Raw genomic sequence first — 16,273 nt, 5'->3', positions numbered from 1 at the left:
GTTTTTTGATTACACTCCTGTTAATCCATACAGCAACAGTGCCGGGGAGACCCGGCGCTGTTGTCCGTTTTAGCATCAAGGACCTGGAGAGCCTGTCTTGAGCCAGGAATACACCGAAGACAAAGAAGTCACTTTTAACAAGCTAAGCAGTGGACGCCGACTCCTCGAAGCGTTGCTGATCCTCGTTTCTCTTTCTGCTATCTGGCTGATGGCGGCGCTTCTCAGCTTTAACCCTTCCGATCCAAGCTGGTCGCAGACCGCCTGGCACGAGCCGATCCACAATCTTGGTGGCGTGCCCGGTGCGTGGCTGGCCGATACCCTGTTTTTCATCTTTGGCATTATGGCCTACACCATTCCGATCATTATTATCGGTGGCTGTTGGTTTGCCTGGCGTCATCGCGCCACTGAAGATTACATCGACTACTTCGCCGTCTCGCTACGCCTGATTGGCGCGCTGGCGCTAATCCTGACCTCCTGCGGTCTGGCGGCGATCAACGCGGATGATATCTGGTATTTTGCCTCGGGTGGCGTGATCGGCAGCCTGCTCAGCACAACGCTGCAACCGCTGCTGCGCAGCAGCGGTGGAACGCTCGCACTGCTCTGCATCTGGGCCGCTGGGCTGACGCTCTTTACCGGTTGGTCATGGGTCACCATTGCCGAAAAAATTGGCAGCGTGGTCCTCAATATTCTCACCTTCGCCACCAACCGCACCCGTCGCGATGACACATGGGTTGATGATGAAGAGTATGAAGAAGAGGATGAGTATGACGAAGACGAGGTAAACGACGCGCCTCGCGAATCCCGCCGGGCCCGCATTCTGCGCGGTGCGCTGGCACGCCGTAAACGCATTGCCGAAAAGTTCGTCAACCCGATGGGCCGCAAAACCGACGAAGCGCTCTTCTCCGGCAAGCGGATGGATGACGATGAAGATGAGATCGCCTACAGCGCGCGCGGTGTGCCTGCGCAGCCAGATGATGTGCTCTTCTCGGGACATCGCGCAACGGAAGTAGAGCAGGAGTACGATCCGCTGCTTCATGGGCGCAGCGTAACGGAACCCGTTGCAGCGGCTGCTGTCGCGACAACTGTTGCCGCCCAAAGCTTCGCTGCGCCAACGGAACCGGTGATGCAAACGCCTCAGCCTGCTGAATGGCAGCATGCTCAGCAGGCACCTGGTTATCCGGATCAACAAGCCGTTTACCAGCCGCCGGCGCATGACGATGCGCATGCCGCTTACCCGCAACCAGTACAACCCGATCCGCATGCCGCTTACCAGCAGCTAACGAATTATGATGAAACGGCTGCTTATCAGCCGCCTGCCGCGCAGGCCGTGCCAGAGTGGCAGCAGCCGATCGCGGAAGAGCCGTGGACGCCGGATGCGCCGGTAACGCCGCATCCGCAGCAGGAAGAGGTCTACTGGCAGCCGCAGCCCGCTGCTCAGCAGTGGCAGCCTGAACCGCAAATCGCCCCCCCGCCGGAGCCGGTTATTGAACCTGAACCTGTCGCGGAAGAGGCGAAGCATACCCGTCCGCCGCTCTACTACTTTGAAGAAGTTGAAGAGAAACGTGCCCGCGAGCGAGAGCAGCTTGCCGCCTGGTATCAGCCGATTCCGGAGCCTGCCGAGCCCGAACCCGTAACCCGGCCAGCCCCGTCGTCGATGCCTGTTCCACCGGCAGTGGAGCCGACTACCGCGCCTGCAGCTGAGAGCGTTCTGCCCGCTGCAGCACAGGCAGCTTCAACTGCCGGAACTGCTGCCGCAGCCAGCGCGCCGATGTTTGGTCTCGCTGGTGGTGCGCCGCGTCCGCAGGTAAAAGAGGGGATTGGCCCGCAGCTTCCTCGCCCTAACCGCGTGCGTGTACCGACGCGTCGCGAACTGGCCTCTTATGGCATTAAACTGCCTTCGCAGCGTATGGCTGAAGAGCGCGCACGCGAAGACGAGGTGCGTCAACCAGATCAACATCTCTCTGATGACGATGCCGATATGTTCCAGCAGAACGAGCTGGCGCGTCAGTTTGCCGCGACACAGCACGATCGCTACGGTGAAGAGTATCAGCATGAAACGCCGCAGTTTGCTGCACCTCATCCTGACAATAATGAAGACGAAGCGGAAGAGGCGGAACTGGCTCGCCAGTTTGCCGCGTCCCAGCAGCAGCGCTACGGAGGCGAACAGCAGACGCAGGCCTTTATGCCGGAAGATGCCGACCTGTCAGCGATGAGAACCGTTCATGAGGAGCGTACCAACGCGCCGCTCTTCACGCCGCAACCGCAAGCCACGGCACAGCCTCAGTACCAGCCGCCTGTCCAGCAGCCGCACTATCAGCAGCCTGGTGCGCAGCCTGCTCAGCCGCCCCATTATCAGCAGCCCGCTGCGCAGCCAGTTCAGCCGCCAGCGTATGGTCAGCCTGTCCAGCAGCCGCCACATTATCAGCAGCCCGCTGCGCAGCCGGTTCAGCCGCCAGCATATGGTCAGCCCGCTCAGCCAGCGCAACAGCAATCCGCTCCGCAGCCGCAGGAGAGCCTGATTCATCCGCTGCTAATGCGTAATGGCGACAGCCGCCCGGTGCAGAAACCGACCACACCATTGCCGTCGCTCGATCTCTTAACGCAGCCGCCAGCGGAAGTGGAGCCGGTAGATACTTTTGCGCTAGAGCAGATGGCGCGGCTGGTCGAAGCTCGCCTGGCAGACTTCCGTATTAAAGCGGACGTGGTGAACTACTCGCCGGGTCCGGTGATCACCCGCTTTGAGCTCAACCTCGCGCCTGGCGTGAAAGCGGCACGAATCTCTAACCTGTCGCGCGATCTGGCGCGTTCGCTCTCAACTGTCGCTGTGCGCGTGGTGGAAGTGATCCCCGGGAAACCTTATGTTGGCCTTGAGCTGCCAAATAAGAAGCGCCAGACCGTCTATCTGCGTGAAGTGCTGGACTGCGTGAAATTCCGCGAAAGTCCGTCGCCCCTTACCGTGGTGCTGGGTAAAGACATCGCTGGCGATCCGGTGATTGCTGACTTGGCGAAGATGCCGCACCTGCTGGTCGCTGGTACCACCGGTTCCGGTAAGTCGGTCGGTGTGAACGCCATGATCCTCAGTATGCTCTACAAAGCGACGCCGGAAGATGTGCGTTTCATTATGATTGACCCGAAAATGCTTGAGCTGTCGGTCTATGAAGGCATTCCGCATCTGTTGACCGAAGTGGTCACCGACATGAAAGACGCAGCGAATGCGCTGCGCTGGAGCGTCAATGAGATGGAGCGGCGCTATAAGCTGATGTCGGCGCTGGGCGTACGTAACCTTGCAGGCTACAACGAGAAGATCGCCGAAGCTGCGCGGATGGGGCGTCCCATCCCGGACCCTTACTGGAAGCCGGGCGATAGCATGGCAACCGAACATCCGGTGCTGGAAAAACTGCCCTACATCGTGGTGATGGTCGATGAGTTTGCCGATCTGATGATGACGGTCGGGAAAAAGGTGGAAGAGCTGATTGCCCGCCTGGCGCAGAAAGCGCGCGCCGCCGGTATTCACCTGGTGCTGGCCACCCAGCGCCCCTCTGTGGATGTCATCACCGGGCTGATTAAAGCCAACATCCCGACGCGTATTGCTTTTACCGTATCGAGCAAGATTGACTCCCGTACTATCCTCGATCAGGGCGGTGCAGAATCGCTGCTTGGCATGGGGGATATGCTCTACTCCGGCCCGAACTCAACCTCGGCCCCGGTGCGTGTGCATGGCGCGTTTGTTCGCGATCAGGAAGTTCACGCCGTGGTGCAGGACTGGAAAGCGCGCGGACGCCCGCAATACGTTGATGGCATCACTTCCGACAGCGAAAGCGAAGGCGGTGGCGGTAGTTTTGACGGCGGTGAAGAGCTGGATCCGCTCTTCGACCAGGCCGTTAACTTTGTCACCGAAAAGCGCAAAGCCTCGATCTCCGGTGTACAGCGCCAGTTCCGCATTGGCTACAACCGTGCGGCGCGCATTATCGAACAGATGGAAGCACAGGGGATCGTCAGCGAGCAGGGGCACAACGGTAACCGTGAAGTGCTGGCTCCACCGCCCTTCGAATGATGCAAAGTTAGGTAAATACTACAAATTCAGTTTTTTCTTCTGTCACTCTGGCGTTTCGCTTTCTAGAGTGACAGAAGGATTCTCCCACATCGGGAGTGACGTATCAGAGGAATGACAATGAAAAAAATCGCCATGGTTTGTGCGCTAATGGGCTCGTTAGTGGTCAGCAATGTCTGGGCAGATGCAGCAAGCGATCTGAAAAGCCGCCTCGATAAAGTGAACAGCTTCCACGCCAGCTTCACGCAGAAAGTGACCGACGGCAGCGGCGCTGCGGTACAAGAGGGCCAGGGTGATTTATGGGTTAAACGTCCAAATCTGTTTAACTGGCATATGACCCAGCCGGATGAGAGCGTGCTGGTTTCCGACGGCAAAACGCTGTGGTTCTACAACCCGTTTGTTGAACAGGCGACGGCAACCTGGCTGAAAGACGCCACCAGCAACACTCCGTTTATGCTGATTGCCCGTAACCAGAGCAGCGACTGGCAGCAGTACAATATTGCACAGAAGGGTGATGATTTTGTTCTGACGCCAAAAAGCAGCAATGGTAATCTGAAACAGTTCACCATCAACGTCGGCCGCGATGGCACCATCCACCAGTTCAGCGCCATCGAACAGGATGACCAGCGCAGCAGCTACCAGCTGAAAGCGCAGCAGAACGGCTCGGTTGACGCATCGAAATTCACCTTTACCCCGCCGCAGGGCGTAACGGTTGACGATCAACGCAAGTAAGAGGCGTGCATGAGTAACATGTCGCTCGATTTTTCTGAGAATACGTTTCAACCTCTGGCCGCGCGTATGCGGCCAGAAAATTTAGCGCAGTACATTGGTCAGCAACACCTGCTGGCGCCGGGCAAACCTCTGCCACGCGCCATCGAAGCGGGTCATCTGCACTCGATGATCCTCTGGGGGCCGCCGGGCACTGGCAAAACTACGCTGGCGGAAGTGATTGCGCGCTATGCTAATGCGGATGTCGAGCGCATCTCGGCGGTCACTTCCGGCGTGAAAGAGATCCGTGAAGCCATAGAGCGCGCCCGTCAGAACCGTAACGCCGGCCGCCGCACCATTCTGTTTGTCGATGAGGTCCACCGCTTCAACAAAAGCCAGCAGGATGCCTTTTTGCCGCATATTGAAGATGGCACCATCACCTTCATCGGTGCGACCACCGAAAACCCCTCCTTTGAACTCAACTCCGCACTGCTCTCCCGCGCGCGCGTTTACCTGCTCAAATCCCTCACCACCGACGATATTGAACAGGTATTGACGCAGGCGATGGATGATAAAGCCCGCGGTTACGGCGGGCAGGATATCGTTCTGCCGGACGAAACCCGGCTGGCAATTGCCGAGCTGGTAGGTGGCGATGCGCGCCGTGCGCTCAACACCCTTGAGATGATGGCGGATATGGCCGAGCTTGATAAGAGCGGCAAGCGTGTGCTCAACCCGGAGCTGCTTACTGAAATCGCAGGTGAGCGCAGCGCGCGCTTCGATAATAAAGGCGACCGTTTTTACGACCTGATCTCCGCTCTGCATAAATCGGTGCGCGGGAGTGCGCCAGACGCCGCCCTCTACTGGTATGCACGTATTATCTCCGCAGGTGGCGATCCGCTCTATGTTGCGCGCCGCTGTCTTGCTATTGCTTCTGAAGATGTCGGCAATGCCGATCCGCGCGCTATGCAGGTGGCTATCTCCGCGTGGGATTGCTTTACCCGCGTTGGTCCGGCCGAAGGCGAGCGCGCCATTGCACAGGCGATTGTCTACCTGGCCTGCGCGCCAAAAAGCAACGCCGTCTATAAAGCCTTCAAAGCTGCGATGGCCGATGCGCGACAGCGCCCCGATTATGATGTGCCACCGCACCTGCGCAACGCGCCGACCAAACTGATGAAGGAGATGGGGTACGGGCAGGAGTATCGCTATGCCCACGATGAACCCAACGCCTTTGCCGCCGGAGAGGAGTATTTCCCGCAGGAAATGGCAGAAACGCGCTACTATCAGCCGACAAATAGAGGCCTTGAAGGGAAGATTGGCGAAAAGCTCGCCTGGCTCGCTGAACAGGATCATAAAAGCCCTATAAAACGCTACCGCTAGTGCGGGCGTTGCGGTAAGGTTACGGTTCATACCCTCGATCGCACTCTGCGGTCGGGTTCCTTTTATTTCAATTCGATAAGCACAGGAAAAGCATGCTCGATCCCAATCTGCTGCGTACCGAGCCAGACGCAGTCGCTGAAAAACTGGCACGCCGGGGCTTTAAGCTGGACGTAGAGAAATTACGCGCGCTCGAAGAGCGTCGTAAAGTCCTGCAGGTCAACACTGAAAATCTGCAGGCAGAGCGTAACTCACGATCGAAATCCATCGGCCAGGCGAAAGCACGCGGGGAAGATATCGAGCCATTACGCCTGGAAGTGAACAAGCTGGGTGAAGAGCTGGACGCGGCAAAAGCCGAGCTGGAAACGCTGCTGGCTGAGATCCGCGATATTGCGCTGACCATTCCGAACCTGCCTGATGACAGCGTTCCGGTTGGGCGTGACGAGAATGACAACGTTGAAGTCAGCCGCTGGGGCACGCCGCGCCAGTTTGATTTCGAGATCCGCGATCACGTCACCCTCGGTGAAATGCACAGCGGCCTGGATTTCGCCGCTGCGGTGAAGCTGACCGGCTCCCGTTTCGTGGTGATGAAAGGGCAGATCGCCCGTATGCACCGCGCGCTGGCGCAGTTCATGCTGGATCTGCACACTGAGCAGCACGGCTACGCGGAAAACTATGTGCCGTACCTGGTCAACCACGACACCCTGTATGGTACCGGCCAGCTGCCGAAATTCGCCGGCGACCTGTTCCATACTCGTCCGCTGGAAGAGGAGTCCGACAGCAGCAACTACGCGCTGATCCCGACCGCGGAAGTGCCGCTGACCAACCTTGTGCGCGATGAAATTATCGATGAAGAGAGTCTGCCGATCAAAATGACCGCGCATACGCCGTGCTTCCGCTCTGAAGCGGGATCTTACGGTCGCGACACGCGTGGTCTGATCCGTATGCACCAGTTCGATAAAGTCGAAATGGTGCAGGTGGTACGCCCGGAAGAGTCGATGGCGGCGCTGGAAGAGATGACCGGTCACGCCGAGAAAGTGCTGCAGCTGCTCGGTCTGCCTTATCGCAAAGTGCTGCTTTGTACCGGTGATATGGGCTTCGGTGCCTGCAAAACCTACGATCTTGAAGTGTGGGTTCCGGCGCAGGATACCTATCGCGAAATCTCCTCCTGCTCTAACGTCTGGGATTTTCAGGCGCGTCGCATGCAGGCACGCTGCCGCAGCAAGTCCGATAAGAAAACCCGTCTGGTGCACACCCTGAACGGCTCGGGTCTGGCAGTGGGGCGTACGCTGGTTGCGGTGCTGGAAAACTACCAGCAGGCCGATGGCCGCATTGAGGTGCCGGAAGTGCTGCGTCCTTATATGAACGGGCTGGAGTACATCGGTTAATCTTGCCGATACAATACGTTTTGATAAGCGCCTGCGGGCGCTTTTTTTATGGCCTTTTACGTCCGTCTCAGCTATTAATCTTCATGAATTTTTTCAACTGAAAAATAGTTGCTGATTATCGATTATCGACGCTTTATCAAAGAGATATAACGCGACGGTGGGCAGTAACTGGAAACGAGGATAAGTTTTATAAATCGTCGCCGATAAAAAGCGCACTCTGGCGAAAAAGAGTGGATTGACAATGTTTTTGCCGGTGGCATGATGCGCACGCAATCTGAACTTCCTCACGGTTTTAACCCATGACCACCTATACCCGGCCAGTGCTTTTATTGCTCTGTGGCCTGATGCTGTTGACCCTGGCTATCGCGACGCTGAACACGCTCGTGCCACTCTGGCTCGCCCATGAAAATCTGCCTACCTGGCAGGTTGGCATGGTTGGCTCCTCCTATTTCACCGGCAACCTGCTGGGAACGTTACTGACCGGGCGACTGATCCGCCAGATGGGCTTTAACCGCAGCTACTATATCGCGTCGCTGATTTTCGCCGCAGGCTGCGTCGGGTTAGGACTGATGGTTGGTTTCTGGAGCTGGATGATTTGGCGCTTTATCGCCGGTGTCGGTTGCGCCATGATTTGGGTGGTGGTGGAGAGTGCGCTGATGTCCAGCGGTACCTCACGCAACCGCGGTCGTCTGCTGGCGGCTTATATGATGGTCTACTACATCGGCACCGTGCTTGGCCAGCTGATGGTCAGCAAACTGCCAACAGAACTGATGAGCGTGCTGCCGTGGGTAACCGGTATGGTGCTGGCGGCAATGCTGCCGCTGCTCTTTACGCGCATTGTTAATCAACAGAGTGAAGAGCAGGTGGCTTCCTCAATCTGGCCGATGCTGCGTCTGCGTCAGGCTCGTCTTGGCGTCAACGGCTGCATTATCTCCGGGATTATCCTCGGCTCGCTCTATGGCCTGATGCCGCTCTATCTGTCGCACCAGGGCGTCAGCGACTCCGGCATTGGTTTCTGGATGGCGTTAATGGTCAGCGCCGGGATCATCGGTCAGTGGCCGATTGGCCGCATCGCCGATCGCTTTGGTCGTCTGCTGGTGCTGCGCGTGCAGGTTTTTGTGGTGATCATTGGTTGCTTTGGCATGCTGAGTAACGCAGCGATGGCACCTGCGCTGTTTGTACTTGGTACCGCAGGTTTTACTCTCTACCCGGTGGCGATGGCCTGGGCCTGTGAAAAAGTTGAACATCACCAGCTGGTGGCGATGAATCAGGCGCTGCTGCTGAGCTATACCATCGGTAGCCTGCTGGGGCCAACGCTCACCTCCATGCTGATGCAGAGTTACTCTGACAGCCTGCTGTTTGTGATGATTGCCGGCGTATCGCTGGTCTATCTGGTGATGCTGATGCGTAAAGCGGGCCATCACCCGACACCGGTCGCACACGCCTGACGTCGGCGGTTCATCCGGCAGACAAAAAAGCCACAACGCTGCGTTGTGGCTTTTTTTATTCTCTGTGCAGCTCAGTACATCACTTTATGACCGTACTGCTCGAGGATCCCTTTCACACGCTCCATGGTCTCTTTTTTCGGCGGGTGAATGCCATCCAGCTTGTACTCTTCGCCCATTGCCACCCATTTGTGTTTGCCCAGCTCATGGTAGGGCAGCAGCTCGATTTTTTCGACGTTGCCCATATCGCGGGTGAACTCGCCGAGGCGGTGCGCAGAGTCATCATCATCTGACCAGCCTGGAACGACGACGTAGCGGATCCAAACCTTAACCCCTTTCTTCGCCAGGTACTGGGCGAACTCCAGCGTGCGGTGGTTGGAGACACCCACCAGGTTCTGGTGGATCTCATCATTCATCTGTTTCAGATCGAGCATGACCAGATCGGTAACCTCCAGCAGTTCGTCGATCACCGGATCGTAGCGGCGAACAAAGCCGTTGGTATCAAGGCAGGTATGGATACCCTCTTTTTTACAGGCGCGGAACCAGTCGCGGACAAACTCCGCCTGCAAAATCGCTTCGCCACCTGAGGCGGTAACGCCGCCGCCAGAGGCATTCATAAAGTGGCGATAAGCCACCACATCTTTCATCAGCTCTTCAACGGTGATCTCTTTACCGCCATGCGTATCCCAGGTATCACGGTTATGGCAGTAGAGGCAGCGCATCAGGCAGCCCTGAAAGAAGGTGATAAAGCGGATGCCCGGCCCGTCGACCGTACCGCAGGATTCGAAGGAGTGTATGCGACCAATAACTGACATTGCGGTGTTTTCTCCAGATGTGGCCCGTCCGGGGCCTGTGTCTGTACAGTTTCATTCCGTCTGCACTAAGTCTGTTTTGGCAGGCATCCGGTTAACAGATGGCTGACGAAGCAGGCTATGGTTGTGAAAAAGGCCCCACAGACGTGGAGCCTTTAGTGTACGCTTTTTACAAGCTTCTTTCAGCCAATACCATTACATGGTCTGGGTGAAAGTACGGGTAATCACGTCCTGCTGCTGCTCTTTAGTCAGAGAGTTAAAGCGTACAGCGTAACCGGAAACGCGGATGGTCAGTTGCGGATATTTCTCCGGGTTTTCCATCGCGTCGAGCAGCATTTCGCGGTTCATGACGTTCACGTTGAGGTGCTGACCACCTTCGATAGAGGCTTCATGGTGGAAGTAACCATCCATCAGGCCTGCAAGGTTGGTTTTACGCACTTCATCATCTTTACCCAGCGCGTTCGGTACGATAGAGAAGGTGTAAGAGATACCATCTTTCGCGTAGGCAAACGGCAGTTTGGCAACGGAAGTCAGAGAGGCTACAGCACCTTTCTGGTCACGACCGTGCATCGGGTTAGCACCCGGCCCAAACGGTGCACCTGCGCGGCGGCCATCCGGGGTGTTACCGGTTTTCTTACCATACACAACGTTAGAAGTGATGGTCAGAACCGACTGGGTCGGGATCGCATTGCGGTAGGTGGTCAGCTTCTGAATTTTCTTCATGAAACGTTCTACCAGGTCAACCGCCATGTCATCGACGCGTGCGTCGTTGTTACCAAACTGCGGGTATTCGCCTTCGATTTCGAAGTCGATAGCCAGACCGTCTTCGTCACGAATCGGTTTTACTTTCGCATATTTGATAGCAGACAGGGAGTCCGCTGCAACCGACAGGCCAGCGATACCGCAAGCCATGGTACGTACTACGTCACGATCGTGCAGCGCCATCAGAGAGGCTTCGTAGCTGTACTTGTCATGCATGTAGTGGATCACGTTCAGTGCGGTGACATACTGTTTAGCCAGCCAGTCCATAAAGTGATCCATACGTTCCATCACTTCGTCGTACTTCAGCACATCGCCTTTGATAGGTTCAGATTTCGGACCTACCTGCATTTTCAGTTTTTCATCCACGCCGCCGTTGATCGCATACAGCATGGTTTTCGCCAGGTTTGCACGCGCACCGAAGAACTGCATCTGTTTGCCGACAACCATCGGGCTTACGCAGCAGGCAATCGCGTAGTCATCATTGTTAAAGTCCGGACGCATCAGGTCATCGTTCTCATACTGCAGAGAAGAGGTGTCGATGGAGACTTTAGCCGCGAATTTTTTGAAGTTCAGCGGCAGTTTTTCAGACCACAGAACGGTGATGTTCGGCTCCGGAGACGGCCCCATGGTGTAGAGGGTGTTCAGGAAACGGAAGCTGTTTTTAGACACCAGCGTACGGCCGTCAACGCCCATACCGCCGATAGATTCGGTTGCCCAAATCGGGTCGCCAGAGAAGAGCTCATCATACTCAGGGGTACGCAGGAAGCGGACCATACGCAGTTTCATGACCAGGTGGTCAATCATTTCCTGAGCGTCTTGTTCGGTGATTTTGCCCGCTTTCAGGTCACGTTCAATGTAGACGTCCAGGAAGGTGGAGACGCGACCGAAGGACATTGCAGCGCCGTTCTGAGACTTAACCGCGGCCAGGTAGCCGAAGTAGGTCCACTGAATCGCTTCCTGAGCGGTGGTAGCCGGACCGGAGATATCGCAGCCATATTTTGCTGCCATCTCTTTGATTTGACCCAGCGCGCGGTGCTGTTCAGCAATCTCTTCGCGCAGACGGATAGTCGCTTCCAGGTTTACGCCGTTTTCCAGGTCAGACTGCAGAGACTGGAACTGGGCATATTTGTCTTTCATCAGGAAGTCGATGCCATACAGCGCAACGCGACGGTAGTCACCGATGATACGACCACGGCCGTAGGCGTCCGGCAGACCGGTCAGCACGCCAGATTTACGGCAGTTCAGGATATCTTTGGTGTAGACATCGAATACGCCCTGGTTATGGGTTTTACGGTATTCGGTGAAGATTTTTTTCAGCTGCGGATCCAGTTCGCGGTTGTACGCTTTGCAGGAGCCTTCAACCATTTTGATCCCGCCAAACGGGATAATGGCGCGTTTCAGCGGTGCTTCGGTCTGCAGACCAACGATCTTCTCAAGCTGCTTGTTGATGTAGCCCGCATCGTGAGAGGTGATAGTGGAAGCAACGGAGGTGTCGAAATCAACTGGCGCATGCGTGCGGTTTTCCAGCTTCACGCCTTCCATGACTTTGTCCCACAGCTGGGTGGTTGCGTCGGTTGCGCCAGCCAGGAAGGACTCGTCACCTTCATACGGAGTGTAGTTTTTCTGGATAAAATCACGTACGTTTACAGCGTTTTGCCATTCACCTTGAGTAAAACCTTCCCAGGCTGCGGCTAATTTTTCGTTAAGTTCGGACATGTAACACCTACCTTCTTAAGTGGATTTTTTATTTACTGCCTGAAACGGTCTTAGTGTTGATCGTTGCCACGCAGGTAAATGACCCAGTATGTCAACCCGACCAGTAGGCCTCCACCGATGATGTTCCCGATGGTGACTGGGATCAGATTATCGGTAATAAAGTTCATTACGGTCAGGTGAGAAAAACTTTCCGGGCTGGAACCAACTGCGGTCCAGAACTCCGGGCTTGCAAAGTTGCGAATGACGATGCCCATCGGGATCATAAACATGTTCGCAATACTGTGCTCAAAACCGCTGGCGACAAACATCGCGACCGGCAGCACCATAATCATTGCTTTATCCATCAAGCTGCGGCCGGAGTAACTCATCCATACCGCCATGCAGACCATCAGATTCGCGAGGATACCTAACGCTACCGCTTCAACGAAGGTGTGGTGCACTTTGTGATCGGCGGTCTGCAATACGTTTAAGCCCCAGCCGCCGTTGGCGACCATATATTCGCCGGACAGCCACATTAGTAAGACGAAGAGCAGCGCACCAACCAGGTTGCCAACGTAAACGTTGATCCAGTTTCGAGCCAGTTGCCCCCAGGTGATGCGTCCGCTGGCTTTCGCTACAACAATCAGCACCGTGGAGGTAAAGAGGTCGGCGCCGCAGATAATGCAGAGAATCAACCCAAGTGAGAAACAGATGCCGCCGATAAGTTTCGCAATGCCGTACGGCATAGTTCCTGTACCGGTGGTAGCCGTTATATAGAAAACGAACGCAATGGAGATAAACACACCGGCGGTGATCGCCAGGTAGAAGGTCTTAAGCGGATGTTTAGTCGCTTTATAGACACCAGCTTCTTCGGCCACTTTGGCCATCTCTGCTGGAAGTATTAGATCAAAAGGGTTGTCAGCTTTCACACTAACTCTCTCTTTATTAAGTCGGCGACGAGATACTAACAAAGCATTATAGAAGACAATTTGATATGGATCATATCTCGCCTGGCTTATAGGACCGCAAAGCGTATGGTTTTTCTGCTGATGCGGGTTAACGTGTTGATTATCAAAATAAAAATAAATTTTAAAATTTATAAGAAGCGTTGAATTTTTTTGTGCCATCCTCCGTTAACGGTTAATTAATATGGAGTAATTGCTATTACACGTAACAATATTCGCGTTGTGAATGTAATTATATTTACCCACGATTAACTTAAATATTACATTTAAGATTCATCACCAAAATATAATAAAAAAGGGGCAATAAAATTGCCCCGTAATATAGCGTAGACTTGCGAATAAGCCTACCTGTTGTGGTGTTATTTGTCGTTACTTAGACCAGTAAGCAACTTTCGCACGTTGTAATTTTTCGTAAGCGGCTAACAGCGACTGATGAGCCGGGAACGCCTGTAGCGTGCCGTCAGCAGGCTGCAGGTCGTAGAACGGCGCTTCACCGCTGAGTGCGGCGCTGGCAGCTTCAACGGCCTGAGCGCCATACATACGTACAAAGGCGTTGAGGTATTGCAGCGGTTGACGCTCCTCTTCCTGCGCCAGCAGCAACAGAGTCTGCAGGCAACGGTAGTAGTTGGCGCGTTCAGGGCTGAAGATCGAGGCGTTAAACTCAATCGTCCACTCGGTCCAGGCCAGGGCCTGATCGAGATCGCCGCCCGCCAGCGCCAGCATCGCTTTCAGCTCACCGATACGCAGGGTATACCAGCCGTTATCTTTGCCCGTTGCCAGGCCCAGCAGTTCGCGTACGCGGGTAAAGTCATCGTGACCTTCATCATCCAACTGCGCAATAAGATCGAGATAGGCCTCTTTATCCCACTCGCTACCAGGCAGGGAGAGGATGGTTTCGCGCAGGTGGGTACCCATGGTGTTATTCGCCAGCCACAGATCTTCCGCAGGGTAGATATCAGACATACCTGGCACCAGAATACGGCAGGCGTAGACGCCCAGGTGCTCGTAATCCGCGATATAAACCTCTTTATCCTCCTTCTGGAAGATGCTCATCAGCGTCGCGAACTCCTCTTCCGTGGTGCCGGCAAAGCTCCAGTCGACAAACGGATAATCGGCATCCTGTTTGAACAGATCCCAGGAGATGAGGCCGCTCGAGTCGATAAAGTGCGTCTCGAGGTTAGCGTGCTCTGCCACTTCTTCATCATCAAAGGTCGGCGGGGTAAAGACATCCAGATCCTTCAGACCGCGGCCCTGCAGCAGCTCCGTAACCGTACGCTCCAGCGCCACGCCGAAGTCCGGGTGCGCGCCAAACGAGGCGAAGCAGGTGCCATTCGCCGGGTTGAACAATACCACGCAGATAACCGGGTAGTTACCGCCCAGCGAGCCATCGTAGGCAAAGATCGGGAAACCTTCCGCTTCCAGTTTCGCAATCGCTTCGACAACGCCCGGATAGCGCGCCAGCACCTCCTGCGGGATCTCCGGCAGGCTGATGCTCTCGGCAATAATGCGGTTTTTAATATGACGTTCGAACACTTCAGACAGACCCTGCACACGCGCTTCGTTACGAGTGTTGCCCGCCGACATGCCGTTGGAGACATAGAGGTTGCCAACGATGTTCATCGGAATATAGACCGTCTGCTCATCCGACTGGCGGGTAAAGGGCAGGGCGCAGATGCCACGCTCTTCATTACCGGACTGCAGATCGATGAGCATACCGGCGGCCAGTTCGTTTTCCGGATCGTAGTACGCGCGCAGGCGCGCATCCAGAATGCCTTCCGGCAGCGAGTCATCTTCCGGCAACGGGAACCACTTCTCATTCGGGTAGTGGACAAACGGCCCCTGGGCAATCGCGTCGCCGAGCCAGAAGTCAGCAAAGAAGTAGTTGGTGGAGAGACGTTCGAAATATTCGCCGAGCGCGGAGGCTAATGCCGCTTTCTTTGTAGCGCCTTTACCATTGGTAAAGCACAGCGCGCACTCTTTATCGCGGATATGCACCGACCAGACGTTTGGCACGGGGTTGAGCCAGGAGGCCTCTTCAATATTGAAACCGAGATCGGTCAGTTTCTGCTGAAAGCGGGCGATGGAGTCTTCCAGCGCGGCGTCTTTACCGGGGATAAATGTTTGGGTCATGGCGGTCACTTTTTTCGTACGTAAAGCGCGCAATGATACGGGTTTTACGTGGCAGGCGCTATCGTCCTTCGTGGTGCGGCGAAAATAAAAGTTCTGGCTATGCTTATCAGGAGTTGCTCCTGTTAAGGCATTAAAAATGAAAGCGTTTGACCTACATCGCATGGCGCTCGACAAGGTTCCCCTCGAATTTTTGGGCGAAGTGGCGCTGCGCAGTCTCTACACCTTTGTGCTGGTCTTTCTTTTTCTGAAAATCACTGGCCGACGCGGCGTACGGCAGATGTCGCTGTTTGAGGTGTTGATCATTTTGACGCTTGGATCGGCGGCAGGTGACGTCGCTTTCTATGATGATGTTCCCATGCTGCCGGTGCTGGTGGTCTTTATTACTCTCGCGCTGCTCTACCGCCTGGTGATGTGGCTGATGTCACACAGCGAAAAGCTGGAAGATCTGCTGGAGGGTAAGCCGATCGTCATTATTAAAGAGGGCGAGCTGGAGTGGGAGAGGCTGCATAAGGAGAACATGACAGAGTTCGAGTTCTTTATGGAGCTGCGCAACAACGGTGTCGAACAGCTCGGGCAGGTACGGCTGGCGATCATGGAGACCAACGGGCAGCTCAGTGTCTATTACTATATCGATGAAGAGGTAAAACCCGGGCTCTGTATTCTGCCAGAGGGGTGCAGCGAGCGTTTTATCACCGTGCCGGAAGCCGGCGATTATGTTTGCGTCCGCTGCAGTAAAATTTCTGCCCTGCAGGCGGGTGAAAAAAAAGCCTGCCCACGCTGCGCAAATCCGGAATGGTCGAAGGCCAGCAGGGCGATTCGCGTCACATAACAGGGTTTTTATCGGATCTGCTTTCGACTGGCAAAACATTCTGCTATGTGACGGGACGCACAACTTTACCCTGCCTCTGATTACTCGTTGCGGCCTGTGGCGGTGAATGATAAA

10 protein-coding genes are annotated in these 16,273 nt (G+C 55.4%); 6 read left to right on the top strand and 4 right to left on the bottom strand.

Annotated features, from left to right (window positions below; translation table 11 throughout):
* Positions 1–97: 97 nt before the first annotated feature.
* From ftsK to PU683_RS16795, 5 genes are all read left to right on the top strand, one after another.
* The gene (gene ftsK, locus PU683_RS16815) at positions 98–4,054 is read left to right on the top strand and encodes a DNA translocase FtsK (protein WP_277173463.1); all 3,957 of its coding nucleotides are present in this window, start codon (positions 98–100) and stop codon (positions 4,052–4,054) included.
* Between the two features lie 117 nt (positions 4,055–4,171).
* On the top strand, positions 4,172–4,783 hold the full coding sequence (lolA, locus tag PU683_RS16810; protein WP_277173461.1) for an outer membrane lipoprotein periplasmic chaperone LolA: 612 nt from the start codon (positions 4,172–4,174) through the stop codon (positions 4,781–4,783).
* Positions 4,784–4,792: 9 nt separating this feature from the next.
* A complete protein-coding gene (locus tag PU683_RS16805) occupies positions 4,793–6,136 on the top strand; it encodes a replication-associated recombination protein A (protein ID WP_277173459.1) in 1,344 nt (447 codons plus the stop codon).
* A 92-nt stretch (positions 6,137–6,228) separates the two neighbouring features.
* Positions 6,229–7,521 carry a serine--tRNA ligase gene (serS, locus tag PU683_RS16800; protein ID WP_277173457.1) on the top strand — a complete coding sequence of 431 codons (1,293 nt, stop codon included), beginning with the start codon at positions 6,229–6,231 and terminating at the stop codon, positions 7,519–7,521.
* A 299-nt stretch (positions 7,522–7,820) separates the two neighbouring features.
* Positions 7,821–8,969 carry an MFS transporter gene (locus PU683_RS16795; RefSeq protein WP_277173455.1) on the top strand — a complete coding sequence of 383 codons (1,149 nt, stop codon included), beginning with the start codon at positions 7,821–7,823 and terminating at the stop codon, positions 8,967–8,969.
* Positions 8,970–9,040: 71 nt separating this feature from the next.
* On the opposite strand, the gene pflA is transcribed toward PU683_RS16795, so the two are convergent.
* From pflA to ycaO, 4 genes are all read right to left on the bottom strand, one after another.
* Complete coding sequence (pflA, locus tag PU683_RS16790) at positions 9,041–9,781, bottom strand: pyruvate formate lyase 1-activating protein (RefSeq protein ID WP_277173453.1); 741 nt, start codon at positions 9,779–9,781, stop codon at positions 9,041–9,043.
* A gap of 192 nt (positions 9,782–9,973) precedes the next feature.
* A complete protein-coding gene (gene pflB / locus PU683_RS16785) occupies positions 9,974–12,256 on the bottom strand; it encodes a formate C-acetyltransferase (RefSeq protein WP_277173451.1) in 2,283 nt (760 codons plus the stop codon).
* Positions 12,257–12,306: 50 nt separating this feature from the next.
* A complete protein-coding gene (gene focA, locus PU683_RS16780) occupies positions 12,307–13,164 on the bottom strand; it encodes a formate transporter FocA (protein WP_277173449.1) in 858 nt (285 codons plus the stop codon).
* A 405-nt stretch (positions 13,165–13,569) separates the two neighbouring features.
* Entirely contained in the window at positions 13,570–15,330 is a 1,761-nt protein-coding gene (gene ycaO, locus PU683_RS16775; protein ID WP_023481644.1) for a 30S ribosomal protein S12 methylthiotransferase accessory factor YcaO, read from the bottom strand.
* A gap of 136 nt (positions 15,331–15,466) precedes the next feature.
* Here ycaO and PU683_RS16770 point away from each other — a divergent pair, with 136 nt between their 5' ends.
* Positions 15,467–16,159 (top strand): DUF421 domain-containing protein, encoded by a 693-nt coding sequence (locus PU683_RS16770; protein WP_054803088.1) that lies wholly within the window; start codon positions 15,467–15,469, stop codon positions 16,157–16,159.
* Positions 16,160–16,273 lie beyond the last annotated feature (114 nt).

Source organism: Candidatus Kosakonia sp. 282A-S69 (assembly GCF_029433855.1).
GTDB classification, from domain to species: domain Bacteria; phylum Pseudomonadota; class Gammaproteobacteria; order Enterobacterales; family Enterobacteriaceae; genus Kosakonia; species Kosakonia cowanii_A.
The sequence above is the reverse complement of the archived record's forward strand: the minus strand, read 5'-3'. Positions and strand labels throughout refer to the sequence as shown.

Bases quoted from the DNA above. Each gene is read 5' to 3' on its own strand.
- PU683_RS16805 (WP_277173459.1), top strand. From the start codon at position 4,793: ATGAGTAACATGTCGCTCGATTTTTCTGAGAATACGTTTCAACCTCTG.
- lolA (WP_277173461.1), top strand. From the start codon at position 4,172: ATGAAAAAAATCGCCATGGTTTGTGCGCTAATGGGCTCGTTAGTGGTC.
- pflB (WP_277173451.1), bottom strand. From the start codon at position 12,256: ATGTCCGAACTTAACGAAAAATTAGCCGCAGCCTGGGAAGGTTTTACT.
- pflA (WP_277173453.1), bottom strand. From the start codon at position 9,781: ATGTCAGTTATTGGTCGCATACACTCCTTCGAATCCTGCGGTACGGTC.
- PU683_RS16795 (WP_277173455.1), top strand. From the start codon at position 7,821: ATGACCACCTATACCCGGCCAGTGCTTTTATTGCTCTGTGGCCTGATG.
- ycaO (WP_023481644.1), bottom strand. From the start codon at position 15,330: ATGACCCAAACATTTATCCCCGGTAAAGACGCCGCGCTGGAAGACTCC.
- PU683_RS16770 (WP_054803088.1), top strand. From the start codon at position 15,467: ATGAAAGCGTTTGACCTACATCGCATGGCGCTCGACAAGGTTCCCCTC.
- serS (WP_277173457.1), top strand. From the start codon at position 6,229: ATGCTCGATCCCAATCTGCTGCGTACCGAGCCAGACGCAGTCGCTGAA.